The organism is Tepidimonas charontis, assembly GCF_007556685.1.
GTDB classification, from domain to species: Bacteria; Pseudomonadota; Gammaproteobacteria; order Burkholderiales; family Burkholderiaceae_C; genus Tepidimonas; species Tepidimonas charontis.
Genome location: NZ_VJON01000014.1, coordinates 1 through 17165, shown reverse-complemented (window position 1 = coordinate 17165; position 17165 = coordinate 1). Strand labels below are relative to the sequence as shown.

17 protein-coding genes and 1 tRNA gene are annotated in these 17165 nt (G+C 65.0%); 13 read left to right on the top strand and 5 right to left on the bottom strand.

Translation table 11 applies throughout. The features are described from left to right. The first annotated feature begins 139 nt into the window (after nucleotides 1–139). The 11 genes from Tchar_RS05775 (at nucleotide 140) to flgL (ending at nucleotide 10839) form a co-directional block, all read left to right on the top strand. A complete protein-coding gene (locus Tchar_RS05775; RefSeq protein ID WP_144328117.1) occupies nucleotides 140–616 on the top strand; it encodes a flagellar basal body rod protein FlgB in 477 nt (158 codons plus the stop codon). 12 nt (nucleotides 617–628) lie between these two features. Continuing rightward, a complete protein-coding gene (gene flgC, locus Tchar_RS05770; RefSeq protein ID WP_144328116.1) occupies nucleotides 629–1033 on the top strand; it encodes a flagellar basal body rod protein FlgC in 405 nt (134 codons plus the stop codon). A gap of 26 nt (nucleotides 1034–1059) precedes the next feature. Then, complete coding sequence (locus Tchar_RS05765) at nucleotides 1060–1716, top strand: flagellar hook assembly protein FlgD (RefSeq protein ID WP_144328115.1); 657 nt, start codon at nucleotides 1060–1062, stop codon at nucleotides 1714–1716. A gap of 74 nt (nucleotides 1717–1790) precedes the next feature. After that, nucleotides 1791–3095 (top strand): flagellar hook protein FlgE, encoded by a 1305-nt coding sequence (gene flgE, locus Tchar_RS05760; RefSeq protein WP_144328114.1) that lies wholly within the window; start codon nucleotides 1791–1793, stop codon nucleotides 3093–3095. 17 nt (nucleotides 3096–3112) lie between these two features. Then, nucleotides 3113–3853 (top strand): flagellar basal-body rod protein FlgF, encoded by a 741-nt coding sequence (gene flgF / locus Tchar_RS05755; protein WP_144328113.1) that lies wholly within the window; start codon nucleotides 3113–3115, stop codon nucleotides 3851–3853. A 23-nt stretch (nucleotides 3854–3876) separates the two neighbouring features. After that, nucleotides 3877–4659, top strand: coding sequence for a flagellar basal-body rod protein FlgG (gene flgG, locus Tchar_RS05750; protein WP_144328112.1), 783 nt, complete (start codon nucleotides 3877–3879; stop codon nucleotides 4657–4659). A gap of 49 nt (nucleotides 4660–4708) precedes the next feature. Next, the gene (locus Tchar_RS05745; protein WP_144328111.1) at nucleotides 4709–5395 is read left to right on the top strand and encodes a flagellar basal body L-ring protein FlgH; all 687 of its coding nucleotides are present in this window, start codon (nucleotides 4709–4711) and stop codon (nucleotides 5393–5395) included. Between the two features lie 35 nt (nucleotides 5396–5430). Further along, complete coding sequence (locus Tchar_RS05740) at nucleotides 5431–6660, top strand: flagellar basal body P-ring protein FlgI (RefSeq protein ID WP_144328110.1); 1230 nt, start codon at nucleotides 5431–5433, stop codon at nucleotides 6658–6660. A gap of 1 nt (nucleotide 6661) precedes the next feature. Next, nucleotides 6662–7552 carry a flagellar assembly peptidoglycan hydrolase FlgJ gene (flgJ, locus tag Tchar_RS05735; RefSeq protein ID WP_144328109.1) on the top strand — a complete coding sequence of 297 codons (891 nt, stop codon included), beginning with the start codon at nucleotides 6662–6664 and terminating at the stop codon, nucleotides 7550–7552. A 14-nt stretch (nucleotides 7553–7566) separates the two neighbouring features. Then, nucleotides 7567–9531, top strand: coding sequence for a flagellar hook-associated protein FlgK (gene flgK, locus Tchar_RS05730; protein ID WP_144328108.1), 1965 nt, complete (start codon nucleotides 7567–7569; stop codon nucleotides 9529–9531). Nucleotides 9532–9549: 18 nt separating this feature from the next. Continuing rightward, the gene (gene flgL, locus Tchar_RS05725; RefSeq protein ID WP_144328107.1) at nucleotides 9550–10839 is read left to right on the top strand and encodes a flagellar hook-associated protein FlgL; all 1290 of its coding nucleotides are present in this window, start codon (nucleotides 9550–9552) and stop codon (nucleotides 10837–10839) included. Between the two features lie 55 nt (nucleotides 10840–10894). Here the strand turns inward: flgL and Tchar_RS05720 are convergent, their stop codons facing one another. Together Tchar_RS05720 and Tchar_RS05715 are read right to left on the bottom strand one after the other, a co-directional pair. Further along, nucleotides 10895–11119, bottom strand: a complete 225-nt coding sequence (locus tag Tchar_RS05720; protein ID WP_236640276.1) for a putative motility protein — start codon at nucleotides 11117–11119, stop codon at nucleotides 10895–10897. A 156-nt stretch (nucleotides 11120–11275) separates the two neighbouring features. Then, nucleotides 11276–11351, bottom strand: a tRNA-Asn gene (locus Tchar_RS05715). A 154-nt stretch (nucleotides 11352–11505) separates the two neighbouring features. Here Tchar_RS05715 and Tchar_RS05710 point away from each other — a divergent pair. Both Tchar_RS05710 and Tchar_RS05705 read left to right on the top strand, forming a co-directional pair. Then, nucleotides 11506–12702 (top strand): acyl-CoA dehydrogenase family protein, encoded by a 1197-nt coding sequence (locus Tchar_RS05710; protein ID WP_144328106.1) that lies wholly within the window; start codon nucleotides 11506–11508, stop codon nucleotides 12700–12702. Between the two features lie 100 nt (nucleotides 12703–12802). Continuing rightward, nucleotides 12803–13948, top strand: a complete 1146-nt coding sequence (locus Tchar_RS05705) for an acyl-CoA dehydrogenase family protein (RefSeq protein ID WP_144328105.1) — start codon at nucleotides 12803–12805, stop codon at nucleotides 13946–13948. Nucleotides 13949–14142: 194 nt separating this feature from the next. Here the strand turns inward: Tchar_RS05705 and groL are convergent, their stop codons facing one another. From groL to Tchar_RS05690, 3 genes are all read right to left on the bottom strand, one after another. After that, complete coding sequence (gene groL, locus Tchar_RS05700; RefSeq protein WP_144328104.1) at nucleotides 14143–15777, bottom strand: chaperonin GroEL; 1635 nt, start codon at nucleotides 15775–15777, stop codon at nucleotides 14143–14145. 76 nt (nucleotides 15778–15853) lie between these two features. Continuing rightward, nucleotides 15854–16144, bottom strand: a complete 291-nt coding sequence (groES, locus tag Tchar_RS05695) for a co-chaperone GroES (protein WP_144328103.1) — start codon at nucleotides 16142–16144, stop codon at nucleotides 15854–15856. A 371-nt stretch (nucleotides 16145–16515) separates the two neighbouring features. Then, the coding region (locus Tchar_RS05690; RefSeq protein ID WP_144328102.1) for an IS3 family transposase at nucleotides 16516–17165 on the bottom strand (650 nt) is incomplete at its 5' end.

Here is a 17165-nt window from a genome sequence, read left to right as displayed (position 1 = left end):
TATTTCGCCCTTTGTCGGCCCTCAAGTTTTTCAACAATGCCTGCCATGGGATGTCGGCGGCAAGGCGGGGTTGTCGACGTTGAATCCGGTCGAACGATTCCCGCCAGCGCGTCCCGCCGTTTACCGCACGAGGCCCACCATGTTGAACCGCATGACCGAACGCATGGACCTGCTGGGGCAGGTGCTGCAGCTGCGCGCTTACCGCCAGCAGGTCATCGCCAGCAACATCGCCAATGCCGACACCCCCGGCTACGTCGCGCGCGACTTCGATTTCAAGAGCGCGCTGGCGCGGGTGCAAGGGCTGGGCGGCTCCGCTGTGACGGCAGCGGTGCCTGCCGGGCAATCGGCGCCGGCGCACGCTCGCGTGCCCTCGGCAGCCGAGGGCTTGGCGGGCACCGATGCGCGCCACCTGCGCACCGTGCACAGCGCCGCCGGGGTGGTGGAGCGGGTGCGGCCGGTCTATACCGTCCAGACCCAGCCGGCGCTGGATCAAAACAGCGTGGATTTGGATCAGCAGCGCGCCAACTTCGTCGACAACGCGGTGCAGTACGAAGCGACGCTGCGCTTCATCAACGGCCACGTCAAGACGATGCTGGCCGCGATCCAGGGACAGTGAGGAGGCTGAGCCATGTCCATGATGCGCATCTTCGACGTCTCGGGCAGCGCGGTCAGCGCCCAGGCCCAGCGGCTCAACACCGTGGCCAGCAACCTGGCCAACGCCGATGCGGTGGCCGGCCCCGACGGGCAGGCCTACAAAGCGCGGCAGGTGATTTTCCAGACCGTGCCGATGGGCGAACCCGCCTCGGCGGGGGTCAAGGTGCAAACCGTCGTCGAGAGCAATGCACCCAACCGGCGCGTCTTCAATCCCCACCACCCCAGCGCCGATGCGCAGGGTTACGTGACGTACTCCAACGTCAACCCGGTGGAGGAGATGGTCAACATGATCGCCACCGCGCGCTCCTATCAAAACAACGTCGAGGTGATGAATACCGCCAAGACGCTGTTGCTGAAGACCCTGCAGATGGGCCAATGAGCCTTGCGATGTAACGGAGCACAGCCATGTTCATGACCCCCTTGAGCGCCAGCGAAATCGACGCCTACAACGCGCGCGGCGGCGCGCAGGCCGACGCCGCGGATCCGAAGGCGGCGCAAGAGCGTTTTCTCAAGCTGTTCGTGGCGCAGCTGAACAACCAGGACCCCCTCAACCCGCTCGACAACGCGCAGATGACCACCCAGATGGCGCAAATCAACCAGGTGGTGGGCTTGCAGCAGGTCAATGAAACGCTCAAGAGCCTGGCCAGCCAATTCAACCGGGTCAGCACGCTGCAGGGCGCCCATTTGGTGGGGCGCGATGTCGCCAGTGAAGGTAACGGCCTGGTGGTGGATGGGACGACGGCGCGCGGCGCGTTTAGCCTGTCCGCAGCGGCCGATGCCGTCACGGTCGAGGTGCTGGGACCGGCAGGTGAGGTACTGGGCAGTGTCAACTTGGGCGCGCGCGCGGCCGGCTTGCAAACCTTTGACTGGGCGATCGGGGCAGGGGTGGATCCAGCCCGGGTCCACGGCATCCGCGTCAGCGCCACCAGCGGTGGGCAGTCGGTGGCGGCGCAGCCGCTGGCGCTACACCGCGTGCAGTCGGTGGGCTTGGTGGAGGGCGACCTGCGCCTGCGCACCGACGGCGGCACCCTGGCCTACGACCAGGTATTGGCTTTCTTCTGAAGACCGCCCGCCATTCACCGCCACTTTCACGCTTGGCATTTTCCATCGCCCCCGTTTGAACACAGGAGAGCACCATGAGCTTCGGAACCGGTTTGTCGGGCCTGAACGCCGCTAGCAAAAACTTGGATGTCATCGGCCACAACATCGCCAACGCCAACACCACCGGCATGAAAGCCGGGCGCGCGGAATTCGCCGAGATGTACGCCGCTTCGCTGGGGGCAGCAGGCGGTAGCAACGGCGGCATCGGGGTCAGCGTGGCGGCGGTGGCGCAAATGTTCACCCAAGGCAACATCAAGATCACCGGCAACAACCTGGACATGGCCATCAACGGCGAGGGTTTTTTCAAGGTGACGTTGACCGATGGCTCGACCGCGTATACGCGCAACGGCGAATTCAAGCTCGATCGCGATGGCTATATCGTCACCAACAACGGCGCACGCTTGCAGGGTTTTCCGACCGACACCAAGGGGGCGCCGACTTCGGTGGTGTCCACCGACTTGCAACTGCCCACCGGGGGCATCATCGCGCCGCGCGCCACGGGCACCAACCCCGCAATGACGTCAGACGAAGGAGTTTTCATCACCGCCAATCTCGATGCCAATGCCCCTGGACAAAACGCAGGGGTGCCGACCTCGCCCATCGCCAGCACACTCAAAACGTATGGTACCGCCCTCAACGTTTATGACGAGCAGGGGGTGGCGATTCCGGTGCAAATCTACTTCGTAAAAGATAGCTCTACGCCACAAACGTGGCACGTGGTGGTCGAGATGACGCCTGCCGCTGGGGGGCCGGCGATCGGTTTGGGTAGCGGTACCATCACATTCGGTACCGATGGTCTGCCGACTGCGCCGCCAGCGATTAATTTTACCATCGCTGCCGGTAGCTTCGCCACGGGTATACCATCAGCTGCTCTCACCAATATTCCCATCAAAATGGGTGATGGATCGGCTGCTTACCCATATACGCTGACGCAGTATGGGGCCAAGTTTTCGGTGTACGATCTGCGCCAGGATGGCTATGCCGCGGGTGAGTTGACCTCCATCAACGTCGAAGAAAATGGCGTCATCACCGCGCGCTATTCGAACGGCGTCAGTCAAGCCAATGGCATGGTGATGCTCACGCGTTTTCGCAATGTGCAAGGCTTGCAACCCATCAACGGCGGCTACTGGCAAAAGACCCAGGCGTCTGGTGATCCGATCGAGGGACAGCCGACCACCGGGCGCTTCGGCCTGATTCGTTCCGGCGCGCTGGAGGAATCCAACGTCGATTTGACCCAGGAGCTGGTCAATATGATCGTCGCGCAACGCCACTACCAAGCCAATGCGCAGACCATCAAGACGCAGGATCAGGTGCAGCAGACCCTGGTCAACCTGCGTTGAGGCGGGGGCCGTAAGCCATGGACCGCGTCATCTTCACTGCGGCCTCGGGGGCGCAGGCGGCGATGTACCGCCACCAGGTCGTCGCGCACAACCTGGCCAACGTCACCACCACCGGGTTTCGCGCCGAGTTGTCCACCTTTCGCGCCGTGCCGCTGCAAGGCGAAGGCACGACGACGCGCGTGCATGCCTTGGAGGCCACGCCGGGCTATCTGGACAAGCCCGGTCCCTTGCAGAGCACCGGACGTGCGCTGGACGTGGCGGCGGTGGGGCGCGCGTTCTTTGCCATCCAGGCGCTCGACGGCACCGAGGCCTACACCCGCGCCGGGGCCCTGCAGGTCAACGCGCAGGGCAACTTGGTGGGCTTCAACGGGTTGCCGATGCTGGGCGCTGGCGGCGCGCCGATCCAGGTGCCGGCGGACGCGCAGGTCCACATCGGGCGCGATGGCACGGTGACGGCGCGCGTGGGGCAGGAGCCGCCCCAGGTACTGGGGCGTCTGAAGCTCGTCACCCCGCCGGAGGGCCAGCGGCTGGTCCGCGGCCCCGACGGGCTGTTTCGCGCCGCCGATGGCCAACCGCTGCCCGCGGACGACGCCGCCACCTTGGTCGACGGCATGTTGGAGGGCTCCAACGTCGATCCGATCGCCGCCATGGTGGACATGATCGCGGCCACCCGCCAGTACGAGCTGCAGATGCGCATGGTGCAAAACGCCGAGAAAAACGACCAGACCGCGGCGCAGCTGCTCAGTCTCAACGCCTGATCGTCCCCCGCTGGAGATCCGTCATGATCAACTCGCTCCAAATCGCCAAGACCGGCATGCAAGCCCAGCAAACCCAGCTGGACGTGATTTCGCACAACCTGGCCAATGTGGCCACGGCGGGCTTCAAGCGCGGCACGGCGCTGTTCGAGGATCTGATCTACCAGAACCTGCGCCAAGTGGGGGGCAATACCGCCGACAATGCCGAGCTGCCCACCGGCTTGCAAATCGGCCTGGGCGTGCGCACGGTGGCCACCGCGCGCTCCTACAGCCAGGGCAATTTGCAGCAAACCGACAACAACCTCGACATCGCCATCAATGGCAACGGATTTTTCCGCGTGCAGCTGCCCGACGGCAGCATCGCCTACACGCGCGATGGCAGCTTCAAGCTCAACGCCCAGGGGCAAGTGGTCACCAACCAGGGCTATTTGTTGGTCGACGGCATCACCGTGCCGGAAAACGCCCGCAGCCTGACCATCGGCAAGGACGGCGTGGTATCGGCGCTGGTGGGCAACGCCGCCCAGCCCCAGGTCATCGGCCAAATCACACTGGCCAATTTCATCAACCCCGCTGGGCTGGAACCGCTCGGGCAAAACCTGTTTTTGGAGTCGGCGGCCTCGGGCGCGCCGGCGCAGGGTAATCCGGGGGCGGAGGGGTTCGGCCAGACCTTGCAAGGGTTTCTGGAGAGCTCCAACGTCAACGTGGTGCAGGAACTGGTCAACATGATCCAGACCCAGCGCGCCTACGAGCTCAATTCGAAAGCGGTCACCACCTCGGATCAGATGCTGCAGCGCCTGACGCAGTTGTGACGCCAGGCGTCGGTTCGCCACCGTCCACCGCTCATTCGGAGTCCCCGCCATGACCCCCCGCCTCTGCCTGGCCACCGTGTGGTCGTCTCTGTGGCTCGCCGGCTGCAATACGCTGTCGCAAATCCCCGACGTCGATCTGGCCAAGCCGCCGGAGGAGCTGGTGTATCCGCAGCAGCGCGCTGCCGTGCCGCAGGCACCGACCGGGTCGCTCTACACGCCCGCCAGCTACCGCCCCGGCTTCGAGGACTATCGCGCGCGCATGGTCGGCGACGTGCTCACCATTCAAATCACCGAGCAGCTGTCGGCCTCGCAGACCGCCAAGACCGATGTGAAGCGCAGCAGCGAAATCAGCGCGGGGGTGTCGGCGTTTCCGTTCGTGGGCGCTGGCACCCTGGGCAAGCTTGCCACGGGGGCCGAGAGCAGCAACACCTTCAAGGGCGATGGCAAGACGGAAGCCAAGAATACCTTCAGCGGCTCCATCACCGCCGTCGTCACCGAAGTGCTGCCCAACGGCCACTTGGTGGTCATCGGTGAAAAGCAAATCGGCGTCAACCAGGCGGTCGATGTGCTGCAATTCAGCGGTACGGTGGACCCACGCGCCATCCGCCCTGGCAATGTGGTGCCGTCCACCCAGGTGGCCAACGTGCGCGTGCTCTCACGCGGGCGCGGAGCGCCGGCCGATGCGCAAACATTTGGCTGGTTGGCGCGCTTCTTTTTGACGCTTTTGCCGTTCTAAAGTTTTTCCACAATCGGTTCACGAGGTGATCCACGATGAACCGATGGTTGCACGACGATACGCGCCCCCGGGCGCCGCGCTGGCAGGCTGGCGCCGCGGCGCTGGCGTTGGCCTTGACCGCTGGCGGGCTGGCCGATACCGCACTGGCCCAAGCCAGCTCGCCCCGTGCGCCCGGCGCTGCCAACGGCGCCCAAGCGCTGACGGCGTCGGTTGCGCCCACGCCGGCGCAACGCATCAAGGATGTGGCGGCGGTGCAGGGCGTGCGCGCCAACCAGCTCTCCGGCTACGGGCTGGTGGTGGGCTTGGATGGCACGGGTGACGGCAACAACGCCTACACCAGCCAGAGTCTGGCCAATTTCATGCGCGAGATGGGGCTGGCGCTGCCGCCCGGCGTCAATGTTCAGCCCAAGAATGTGGCGGCGGTGTTGGTAACGGCCGAGCTGCCACCCTTCGCCCGGCCCGGACAAACCATCGACGTCACCGTCTCGTCGGTGGGCAGCGCCAAGTCGCTGCGCGGCGGCACCCTCATCCAGACCCCGCTGCGCGGCGCCGACGGCCAGATCTACGCGTTGGCGCAAGGCAATCTGGTGGTGGCGGGGGCTGGGGCGTCGGCCGGTGGCAGCAGTGTCACCGTCAACCACCTCAATGCCGGGCGCATCCCCAATGGTGCACTGGTCGAGCGCAGCGTGCCCACCCCGCTGCTGCTGGGCGAGGCGGTCGAGCTCACCGTGCGCAGTCAGGACTTTCAGACCGCCACGCGCGTGGCGCAGACCATCAACCAAGCCCTGGGTGACGGCACCGCCCAGGCGCTGGATGGCCGCGTGGTGCGCGTGCGCGCGCCCACCGACCCCAATGAACGCGTGGCGTTTTTGGCCAGCATCGAGGAGCTGCCGCTGGAGCTGCCAGCGCCGGCGGCCAAGGTGATATTGAACGCGCGCACCGGCTCCATCGTGCTGAACCAGGCGGTGCGACTGGGGCCAGCGGCCATCGCGCACGGCAATTTGTCGATCAGCATCACTGCCACGCCGCAGGTCAGCCAGCCCGGGCCACTGGCGCCGCCGGGCGCGCAGACCGTGGTCACCGAAAAGGCCGACATCCAGGTGCAGCAAGAGGGCGGTCGGCTGATCGAGGTCGAATCCTCGGCACTGCTGGCCGACGTGGTGCGCGCCCTCAATAAGCTGGGCGCCACGCCCCAGGATCTGTTGGCCATTTTGCAGGCGATGAAAGCCGCTGGCGCCTTGAAGGCCGAAATCGAGGTGTTGTGAGATGGTGGCCACCGCTTCGACTTCGACCACGACGCTGCCGCCTGGGGCGCAGCGCGGGCTGGCAGCCGACGCCAAGGCGCTCGACGGGCTCAACGCGCTGGCCGGGCGCGACCCGCAGGCGGCGCTGAAGGAAACCGCTCGTCAGTTCGAGGCACTGTTCATGCGCGAGCTGCTCAAGTCCATGCGCGAAGCGACGATGAAGAGTGGCTTGCTGGACAACGAGGGCACGGCGCTGGGCGACGACCTGCTCGACGAGCAGTGGGCGATGAAGCTGACCGGGTTGCCCGGGGGACTGGCGGAGATGATCGAGCGGCAACTGCAGCAACTGACGCAGCGCGGCAACGGCAGCCCATCCGTGGTCGGCGCGCCGGCGGCCGACGCCGCAAGCAGCGTGGCCACCGCGGCGCCGCAGCCCACCGCGCCGCAGGCGGCTTTCATCGAGCGCCACCGGGTGGCTGCGCAACAGGTGGCGGCGCAAACCGGTATCCCGGCGGCCTACCTGATCGGCCAAGCCGCCCACGAAACCGGCTGGGGTCGCAGCGAAATCCGCATGGCCGACGGCTCGCCTTCGCACAACCTGTTTGGCATCAAGGCCGGTCCCAACTGGCGCGGCAAAGTGGCCGAAATCACCACCACCGAATACGTCAACGGCCAGCCGCACAAAGTGCGCGCGCGGTTTCGCGCCTACGACAGCTACGCCGAGGCCTTTCGCGACTACGCTCAGCTCATCACGCGCAGCCCGCGCTATCAGGCGGTGGTGCAAAACCTGCACTCGCCGCACGCCTTCGCGCAGCAGCTGCAGCGCGCCGGCTACGCCACCGATCCGCAGTACGCGGCCAAGCTCAGCCGCGCCATCAACCACACGCTGCAATGGCAGCGGGCGCTGGCGTGAAGGGAGGCTAAGACATGAGCGCCCTCAATATCGCGACCCGCGCGCTGACCACCAACCAGGCGGTATTACAGGTCATCGGCCACAACATCGCCAATGCCAATACCGCAGGCTACACGCGCCAACGCGCCGAGCTGCAGGCCGTGCCAGGGCAATTCATGGGCGGCGCCTACTTCGGCAAGGGGGTGCAGATTGACGAGGTGACGCGGGTGGGCTATGACGCGTTCCTCACGCGCGAGTCGAATTTAGCGCGTTCCCAGGCCGCCGGGGATGAGACGCGCCTTCAGTTTCTGCGCAATGTCGAATCACTGTTTCCCTTGGGTGATGAAGGGCTGGGGTCGGTGATTGGGCAAGCCTTGAGCAGCTGGGCCGACGTGATGGCCGCGCCCAACGATACTGCGGCACGCCAGGTCGTTCTCGATCGGTATGACGCCTTCGCTACCCGTGTGCGCGATGTCGCCAGCCAATTGGAAGATATCGTCGGCGGAGCGCGGTTGCAGGCGCAAGAAGTGGTGAACCAAATAAATCAACTCGCGCAAAGCATTGCAAAACTCAATGGATCGATCGGTGTGGCGCGTGGCACTGGTGCGCCTCCCAACGATTTGCTCGATCAGCGCGATCAGCTGCTGGCCAAGCTCAACGAACTGGTCCAAGTCAGCACCGTAGCGGCCGATGATGGCACGTTGTCGGTGTTCGTGGGGGGCAGTCTGCCTTTGGTCCTAGGCAATCAGGCCACGGCGCTGCGTGTGCAACGTGCCGATCTGGACGGTGATCGAAAGGTACAGCTGCAGTTCGTGCAAGGTGGTGTCGCCCAAGACGTTCCTGATTCTGCAGTCAGAACGGGCAAGCTCCAAGCACTGCTTGAATTTATCAATCGCGACAGCGTCGTCATCGCTGCCCAGGCCGGCCGTTTGGCTCTGGCACTGGCGCAGGTGAGCAATCAGCAGCATCGCAGTGGTTTGCGTATCGACGGCACGGGTGGTGGGGATTTGCTCGACTACGGTGCCCCCTTGGCAGCGCGTCCGGCGGCAAGCAATACAGGCACCGGCGCGATCAGCCTCACGGTTACCGATGCCAGTGCCCTGCGCGCCGACGACTATGAGATCGATATGACGTCGGCCACGGCGGGCCAGATTCGCCGCAGCAGTGACGGCTGGTATTGGAACGGGTCGAGCTGGCAGGCGACTGCGCCGTCCCCCCTGACTCTGGCACCCAACTATGCGATTGAAGGGTTGCAGCTGACATTCACTGGAACACCGGCAGCCGGCGATCGCTTTGTGTTGAGCCCTGCCGCTGATGCCGCCAAAACGATGCGGCTGGCGCTGGCGCAGCCGGCGGAACTCGCGGTCGCCAGCCGCTTGACCCTGAGTTCCCAGACCAGCAACGCCGGAGACGCGGTGGTCGAAGGGATCGAGGCGACCGTTTTGGCTGGCGTCTGGGCCGCGCCCTCTTTGCCGGCCAACCTGACCTTCACCGCCCCCAATACCTTCAGTCTGGCCGGTTTCACGCCGGCTTCGGTAACGTATACCCCGGGTCAGCCCATGGTTTTTCAATACACCAGCGGCGGCAACCAAATCGAAGTACGGGTGACGCTGCGCGGGCAGCCAGCGCCGAGCGATACCTTCGTCGTCGGCGATGCGACGTCGTTGTCTCCAGCTGCGCGCGCCATCGACGGCGGCAATGCGCGTGCCATGCAGGCCCTGCGGGACAAAACGCTGTTCGATGGTTATGTCAAGCTGAGCGAAGGCTACCTGACCGCCTTCTCGGATCTGGCGTCCAAGATCGATGCGGCGCAGACACGCGCCACTTTTTCCAAGGCACAGGCCGATGACGCCGAACAGCGGCGCGCCAATCTGGCGGGCGTCAACCTCGACGAAGAGGCAGCGCAACTGTTGCAGTATCAGCAAGCGTACCAAGCCTCGGCCAAATATTTGCAGGCCGTGCAGTCCATTTTTGATACCTTGCTGAGCACCTTGCGCTAAACCGATGGGAGCTGAACGATGACGGTCTTTCGGGTGGCTACGGCCAACACCTTCGATCGCACGATCGATCGGCTGCAACAGCGCCAAGCGGAGCTGGCTCAGCAGCAAGAGCGTTTGTCCTCGGGCAAGCGTGTGCAGCGTATCAGCGACGACCCAGCGGCCGCAGCGCTGGCAGAACGCGAGCGCGCTCGCCTGCAACGCGTGCAAAGCGATCAGCGTGCCTTACAGGCGTCACGCCGCAACCTCGAATTGGCCGAAAGCACGCTGGGCACCGTCAACGATTTGCTGCACCGAGCCAAGGAACTGTTGGTGCAGGGCGGCAACGGCGCGCTCAACGGCAGCGATCGACGGTCGATCGCCAGTGAGCTCGCCGGCATTCGAGAGCGTTTGTTGGCCCTGGCCAACACCACCGATACCGCTGGACGTCCGCTGTTTGCGGGGCTGGGGTTGAATGGCGCTAGCGCACAGCCATTTGTCGAAACCTTGACGAGTCCGGCATCGACCACCTATGGCCCCGACGGTCGCACGGTGCAAAAAAACCAGCTACGTGGCCAAGAAGCGGCCACCGAGACGAGTTTGCCCAGTCTCGTCGATGGTTACCGCATCTTCGCCGGCCGCTTGCCCGAGGGCAGCGCTGCCATTGCCAGCGCCGGCGCTGGGAACACCGGGACGGTTGTGCCGATCCAGGCGGTCATTCTCGATCCCAACGTTGCCTACACCTCACCCACCCCCTTTCCGCTCGACGATGCGCAGGTACCAGGCAACTATGTGCTCACCTTCAACGCCGGCTCATGGAGCGTGACAGCTGGGGTGGATGGCAATGGCAACTCGATCAGCCCATTGCCCGCAGTCACAGCGACGACCGTGGGCGATGAAACCCAGCTCGACTTCGCGGGCCTGCGGGTGAAACTGCGTGGCACGCCGGCCAACGGCGATACGGTTCGCGTGGATGCTGTGTCCGACCTCGATATTTGGGAGATGTTTGACCGCGCGATCGGCGCGCTCAACAACGAAAGCGGCCACGACTTGACGCAGGAACTGGCGGCCGTGCATGGCAACCTGGGGCAACGTTTGGACCGCATCTTGAGCGCCCGGGCCATGCTGGGCGACTGGCTCAACCGCGCCGACCAGATGGATGTCGCCTTCCAGGCGCGTGAAAACTATCATGTCGAACAGGAGTCGCGATTGACCGATCTCGATATGTTGGAGGCGATTTCGCGCTTTCAGACCCTGCAACTGGGCTACCAGGCGGGGCTGTCGTCGTATGCGCAGGTGCAGCGGCAGTCGCTGTTTCAATATCTGGCGTGACGCGCGACGGTGAACAGCGTCACACCCTCAGGGCGTTCTCTTGCGTGGGCAGCCTTCAGGCCATGACGTTGAGCCGCGTGCCCAGCGGGCCCTGGGTGGCCAGCGGCAGCTCGCCATTGGGCGCGGGCTGAGGCAGTGCCTGCAGCAGCGCTAGCGCCCCCTGCTGTTCGACTTGCAGGGCTTTGCGCAAGGCCAAGATCTGCGCCGCCGTCGGCGTCTCGGCCACCGAGGTGGCCGCCTGCGAGATCAGCGATGGGGTCAGTGACATGCCTGCGTTCATGTCGTCATGCTAGCGGCGAACGGCTGCGCACGCAAGTGGGGGCATAGGCATCGCCCCCTCTGCCACGCCAACGGATCGTGGCGGCTAAATGATGGGGGTGCAAAAAAATGCAAGGCTTGCGCGCCACGCACGCAAGCCTTGCTGTCGAAGCTAGTATGGCTCCCCGACCTGGGCTCGAACCAGGGACCTACGGATTAACAGTCCGGCGCTCTACCGACTGAGCTATCGGGGAACGAAACCAAGCGGATTATACCCCGAAAGGGAGGGGCTGGCCGTGCGCTGCATGGGCCGTCGCGCAGGCCGCCAGTAGGTCACCGAGTCGACAGGCCAGGGTGGCGTCATCGGCCTGCCGTGCGCACAATTGCAGCCACAACGGGGGATTCCGGATGGATGTGCGACTGACGCCACAAGAGCAAGCTTTTCGCGACGAGGTGCGCGCCTTTTTGCAGGAGCGCCTGCCGCCAGCGCTGGCGCGCAAGGTGCGCGAGGGCCTGCGTCTGACGCGCGAGGACATGGCTGGCTGGCATGCGATCTTGGCCGAGCGCGGCTGGCTGGCCATCCACTGGCCGCGCGAGTGGGGCGGTCCGGGCTGGGGGCCGGTGCAGCGTTTTTTGTTCGAAAACGAATGCGCGTTGGCCGGTGCGCCGCGCATCGTGCCATTTGGCGTCAACATGTTGGGGCCGGTGCTGATCAAATACGGTACCGAGGCGCAAAAGCGCCACTGGTTGCCCCGCATACTCGACGGCAGCGACTGGTGGTGCCAAGGGTATTCCGAGCCGGGCGCCGGCTCGGATCTGGCGTCGTTGAAGACGCGGGCGGTGCGCGACGGCGACCACTACATCGTCAACGGCCAAAAAACCTGGACCACCTTGGGCCACTATGCCAACCGCATGTTTTGCCTGGTGCGTACCAACCCCCAGGGCAAGCCGCAGGAAGGCATCAGCTTTCTTCTCATCGACTTGGACAGCCCGGGCGTGCAGGTGCGCCCGATCATCACGCTCGATGGCGAGCACGAGGTCAACGAGGTCTTCCTGACCGATGTGCGGGTGCCGATCGATCGCCTCGTCGGCGCAGAAAACCAGGGCTGGACGATCGCCAAATATCTGCTCACCTACGAGCGCACCAATATCGCCGGGGTGGGCTTTGCGGTTGCGGCACTGGAGCGCCTGAAGACGATTGCCCGCATCGTGCACAAAGGGGGCCGACCGCTGATCGAGGATCCGCTGTTTGCCGCCCGCGTGGCGCGGGTCGAAATCGACCTCGAAAACCTCAAGACCACCAATCTGCGGGTGCTGGCGACCGTGGCGGGGGGCGGGGCGCCCGGGCCGCACAGCTCGCTGCTGAAGGTGCTGGGCACGCAGATTCGGCAGGAGATCCTGAGCCTGACACGACGCGCCGTGGGCCCGTATGCGTTGCCGTGGATCACACAGGCGTTGATGCTGGAAGGAGCCGATCAGGCCGTTGGCCCACCCGGTGCGGCCAGCGCGGCGGCGCAGTATTTCAACCATCGCAAGCTGTCGATTTTCGGCGGCTCCAACGAGATTCAAAAAAACATCATCGCCAAAGAGATTTTGGGCTTGTGAGGGCGGGGTGCGGGTCTGACCGCCGGCATCGGAGCGGCGGATTGCAGGGTCTCGGCACCCGGCGCGCGCGGCGTTCTCAGCGGCGAAACAGGAGATGACGATGGACTTCGAGTTGACGGCCGAGCAGCGGATGCTGGCCGAATCCTTGGACCGCTACCTGGCCCAGCGCTACCCGATCCAGCGGCGCCATATGGCCGCGGCCAGCCCCTTGGGGTACGACGCCCAGATATGGGGCGAACTGGTGGAGCTGGGCGCGGTGGCCGCCCTGCTGCCCGCATCGGCGGGCGGCCTGGGCGGCGGCTTCGATATCGCCACCGTCTTCGAGTGCGCGGGCCGGGCGCTGCTGATCGAGCCTTTGCTGGGCGCGCTGGTGGTGGGGCAGATACTGCAGCGCGCCGATGCCCCCGACGACTGGGCGCCGTGGCTGCAGCGCATCGCCGCTGGCGTGGTCGTCGCGCTGGCCCACCAAGAGCCGGACGCCCACTACGAAGCCAGCCATGTGGCCACCATCGCCCAGCGCGACGCCGCTGGCTGGGTGCTCGATGGGCACAAGGCGGTGGTGCGCCATGGCGGGCAGGCCGAGGGATGGCTGGTGTCGGCGCGCTTGTCCGGTGCTGTGCGCGACCCGGACGGCATCGCGCTGTTTTGGGTGCCGCACGACAGCCCCGGGGTGACGGTGCGCTCCTACCCGTGCATCGATGGCGGCGCGGCGGCCGAGCTGACGTTGGCGGCAGCGCGCGTGCCGCCGGAAGCGCTGGTGGTGGGGCCCGCGCGGGCGGCGGCGGTGCTGGCGCACGGTCTGGCCTGCGGCACATTGGCCTTGTGCGCCGAAGCGCTGGGGGCGATGACCGTAGCTTTCACCCACACCCGTGACTACCTGCAGACGCGCCACCAATTTGGCGGTCCAATCGGCCGCTTTCAGGCCCTGCAGCATCGTCTCGTCGATCTGTGGATGGCGGTGGAGCAAACCCGCTCGGCCGTCATCAACGCCGCCGCCGCCTTGGATGGCGACGACCCCGGGGAGCGCGACCGCCTGGTCAGCGCGGCCAAGGCGACGGTGGGCCGCTATGCCATCCAGCTGGCCGAAGAAGCGATCCAACTGCACGGCGGCATTGGCATGACGTGGGAGCTGCCACTGTCGCACTACGCCAAGCGGCTGGTGATGATCGACCACGAATTCGGTGATGAGGATCATCATCTGGCCCGCTTCATCGCGCTGAGCCGCCCGCGCACCGCGCTGGTATGAGCGGCCATGAGCCGCGCTGGGGCGGAACCTGCACCGGCGCGGCGCCGTCCGGGGCGGGTGCATCGTCAGACGACGCCGCGCATTGAACGCGGCAGGCTGAATGCGCTTTGTCGTGCGCAGGGCGTAAAAAAACCTGCCGAGTCGCCTCGGCAGGTTTTTCAGTGAGGGCGTCGGATGATGCCGTCAGCGCTGCATCACATATCCATGCCCATGCCGCCCATGCCGCCGCCGGCCGGCGCCGGGGTTTCCGGCTTCGGCGCTTCGGCCACCATGCACTCGGTGGTCAGCATCAGGCCGGCCACCGAAGCGGCATTTTGCAGCGCGGTGCGGGTCACCTTGGTCGGGTCCAGGATACCCATTTCGATCATGTCGCCATAGGTGTCGTTGGCGGCGTTGAAGCCAAAGTTGCCCTTGCCTTCGAGCACCTTGTTGATCACGACCGAGGGCTCGCCACCGGCGTTGGCCACGATCTCGCGCAGCGGCGCTTCGACCGCCTTCATCACCAGCTGGATGCCGGCGTCTTGGTCGGGGTTGGCGCCCTTGAGCGTGCCCACCGCTTGACGCGCACGCAGCAGCGCCACGCCACCGCCGGGCACGATGCCTTCTTCGACCGCGGCACGGGTAGCGTGCAGCGCGTCTTCGACCCGCGCCTTCTTCTCTTTCATTTCGACTTCGGTGGCCGCGCCGACCTTGATCACCGCCACGCCGCCGGCCAGCTTGGCCACGCGCTCTTGCAGCTTCTCACGGTCGTAGTCGCTGGTGGCCTCTTCGATTTGCACGCGGATTTGCTTGACGCGCGCTTCGATGTCCTCGGCCTTGCCAGCGCCGTCGATGATGGTGGTATTTTCCTTGGCCACTTCGACGCGCTTGGCTTGACCCAGGTCGGCCAGCGTCACCTTCTCCAGCGTCAGGCCCACTTCCTCGGCGATGACCTTGCCACCGGTCAGGATCGCGATGTCTTCCAGCATGGCCTTGCGGCGGTCGCCAAAGCCCGGCGCCTTGACCGCGCACACCTTCAGGATGCCGCGGATGGTGTTGACCACCAGCGTGGCCAGCGCTTCGCCTTCCACGTCCTCGGCGATGATCAGCAGCGGCCGACCGGCCTTGGCCACTTGCTCCAGCGCCGGCAGCAGGTCGCGAATGTTGCTGATCTTCTTGTCGTGCAGCAGAACGTAGGGGTTCTCCAGCACGCAGACCTGCTTGTCGGGGTTGTTGATGAAGTAGGGCGACAGGTAGCCGCGGTCGAATTGCATGCCTTCGACCACATCCAGCTCGTTTTGCAGGCTCTTGCCGTCTTCGACGGTGATCACGCCTTCCTTGCCCACTTTGTCCATCGCATCGGCGATGATCTGGCCGATCGACTCGTCGCTGTTGGCCGAGATGGCACCCACTTGGGCGATTTCCTTGCTGGTGGTGGTGGGCTTGCTGATCTTCTTGAGCTCCGCCACCAGGGCCTCGACCGCCTTGTCGATGCCGCGCTTCAGATCCATCGGGTTCATGCCGGCGGCCACGTACTTCATGCCTTCGCGCACGATGGCCTGGGCCAGCACGGTGGCGGTGGTGGTACCGTCACCGGCGTTGTCGCTGGTCTTGGACGCCACTTCCTTGACCATTTGGGCGCCCATGTTCATGAGCTTGTCTTTCAGCTCGATTTCCTTGGCCACGGACACACCGTCCTTGGTCACGGTGGGGGCGCCGAAGCTGCGCTCCAGCACCACGTTGCGGCCCTTCGGACCCAGGGTCACCTTGACCGCGTTGGCCAGGATGTTCACGCCTTCGACCATACGGGCGCGGGCGTCCGCGCCGAAAACGACGTCTTTAGCTGCCATGGTTCAAATTCCTTTACTGTGGCTGATGACTAACGGGATTGGTGCGTTGCGGGTCGAGTCGATCCAGCGCCGCCGCTCACTTCTCGATGACGGCGAACAGATCGTCTTCCTTCATCACCAGCAACTCTTCGCCGTCCACCTTGACGGTCTGGCCGCTGTACTTGCCGAACAGCACACGGTCACCGACCTTGACGCTCAGCGGCTTGGTTTCGCCCTTGTCGTTGGTCTTGCCGGGACCGACGGCCAGCACTTCGCCTTGATCGGGCTTCTCAGCGGCGTTGTCCGGGATCACGATGCCCGAGGCGGTCTTGGTTTCGTTTTCCAGACGCTTGATGATCACGCGATCGGCGAGAGGACGAAGTTTCATGCGATCTCCTGTCAAAGGACGATGAGTGAGAGAAAAGACGCAGCGGGGTGTTGTTAGCACTCACCGCCGACGAGTGCTAATGATACGGGCGTTCGGCGCGGTTTTCAAGGGGGTGGGCCGACAGGGGCATCGTCTGCTGGGCGTGGGGCGTGGGCTGGCCGATCCAGCTTGTGTACCGCCCCCAATTGATTGGACACAGATTTGCAGCTCATGCGGCCTTCCGGGTGGCATAAGACTGCCGGGCTTCGAGGGGTGACATGAAGCCCAGTTTTTCGAGACGCCAATGACGATTGTAACGATCCCTGAACTCGGTCACGGCCTGCCGCACTTCTTCGAGGTTGTGGAAGGTGCGGCCATGGATGGCCTTCCTTTCAGCGTCCGGTTGAAGCGCTCGGCCACGCCGTTGGTCTGGGGCTCGGCAACGAAGGCGAAACTCCTGTCGATACCCAGAACGCGATTCTCTTCAGGAAGTCGTCGGCAGTGTATTGCGTACCGTGGTCCATGCGCAGCACAAGCCCCTTGCCGGCGTTGGCACCGGTGGTGCCGAACTCGGCCTGGAGCCCTTGGGCAATCGGCTGCAAGGCAGCGAAACGATTGCCGATCTTGACGGCATGGATGCCGACGCAGCAGGCGTCGAAATGATCGACCGCCGAGAACACCCACACCCAGCCGTCTTCAACGGTCTGGATGCGGATACCGTCGGTGCCCCACATTTGGTTCGGTGCTTTAGTCTGAATCGAGCCATCATGCAGCACAGGGGTGCCCTGCCGCACCCGATGGGGCGACAGCAAGGCGTTTTCCCGCATCAGACGGCAGACGCGATCTTTGGAGACGCGGATGTCGGAGAGGATGCGCAGCCGCGCCCAGACCTTGCGGTGACCCTCGCCGGTAAAGGGCGAGGCTTGCAGATCGGCGCGGATCGCCGCGAGCAGATCGGCATCCGACACCTTGGGCTTCGGTCCGCGTCGCTTCGGCTGCAAGGGCACCACCTTGGCGCTCTCCCTGGCCTGCTGGGCGTAAA

Excerpts from the sequence above, each read along its gene's own strand:
- Tchar_RS05765 (WP_144328115.1), top strand. The coding sequence starts at position 1,060 with ATGTTCATGACCCCCTTGAGCGCCAGCGAAATCGACGCCTACAACGCG.
- flgG (WP_144328112.1), top strand. The coding sequence starts at position 3,877 with ATGATCAACTCGCTCCAAATCGCCAAGACCGGCATGCAAGCCCAGCAA.
- flgC (WP_144328116.1), top strand. The coding sequence starts at position 629 with ATGTCCATGATGCGCATCTTCGACGTCTCGGGCAGCGCGGTCAGCGCC.
- flgF (WP_144328113.1), top strand. The coding sequence starts at position 3,113 with ATGGACCGCGTCATCTTCACTGCGGCCTCGGGGGCGCAGGCGGCGATG.
- groL (WP_144328104.1), bottom strand. The coding sequence starts at position 15,777 with ATGGCAGCTAAAGACGTCGTTTTCGGCGCGGACGCCCGCGCCCGTATG.
- flgL (WP_144328107.1), top strand. The coding sequence starts at position 9,550 with ATGACGGTCTTTCGGGTGGCTACGGCCAACACCTTCGATCGCACGATC.
- Tchar_RS05720 (WP_236640276.1), bottom strand. The coding sequence starts at position 11,119 with ATGAACGCAGGCATGTCACTGACCCCATCGCTGATCTCGCAGGCGGCC.
- Tchar_RS05775 (WP_144328117.1), top strand. The coding sequence starts at position 140 with ATGTTGAACCGCATGACCGAACGCATGGACCTGCTGGGGCAGGTGCTG.
- flgJ (WP_144328109.1), top strand. The coding sequence starts at position 6,662 with ATGGTGGCCACCGCTTCGACTTCGACCACGACGCTGCCGCCTGGGGCG.
- groES (WP_144328103.1), bottom strand. The coding sequence starts at position 16,144 with ATGAAACTTCGTCCTCTCGCCGATCGCGTGATCATCAAGCGTCTGGAA.
- Tchar_RS05745 (WP_144328111.1), top strand. The coding sequence starts at position 4,709 with ATGACCCCCCGCCTCTGCCTGGCCACCGTGTGGTCGTCTCTGTGGCTC.
- Tchar_RS05705 (WP_144328105.1), top strand. The coding sequence starts at position 12,803 with ATGGACTTCGAGTTGACGGCCGAGCAGCGGATGCTGGCCGAATCCTTG.
- Tchar_RS05710 (WP_144328106.1), top strand. The coding sequence starts at position 11,506 with ATGGATGTGCGACTGACGCCACAAGAGCAAGCTTTTCGCGACGAGGTG.
- Tchar_RS05740 (WP_144328110.1), top strand. The coding sequence starts at position 5,431 with ATGAACCGATGGTTGCACGACGATACGCGCCCCCGGGCGCCGCGCTGG.
- flgE (WP_144328114.1), top strand. The coding sequence starts at position 1,791 with ATGAGCTTCGGAACCGGTTTGTCGGGCCTGAACGCCGCTAGCAAAAAC.
- flgK (WP_144328108.1), top strand. The coding sequence starts at position 7,567 with ATGAGCGCCCTCAATATCGCGACCCGCGCGCTGACCACCAACCAGGCG.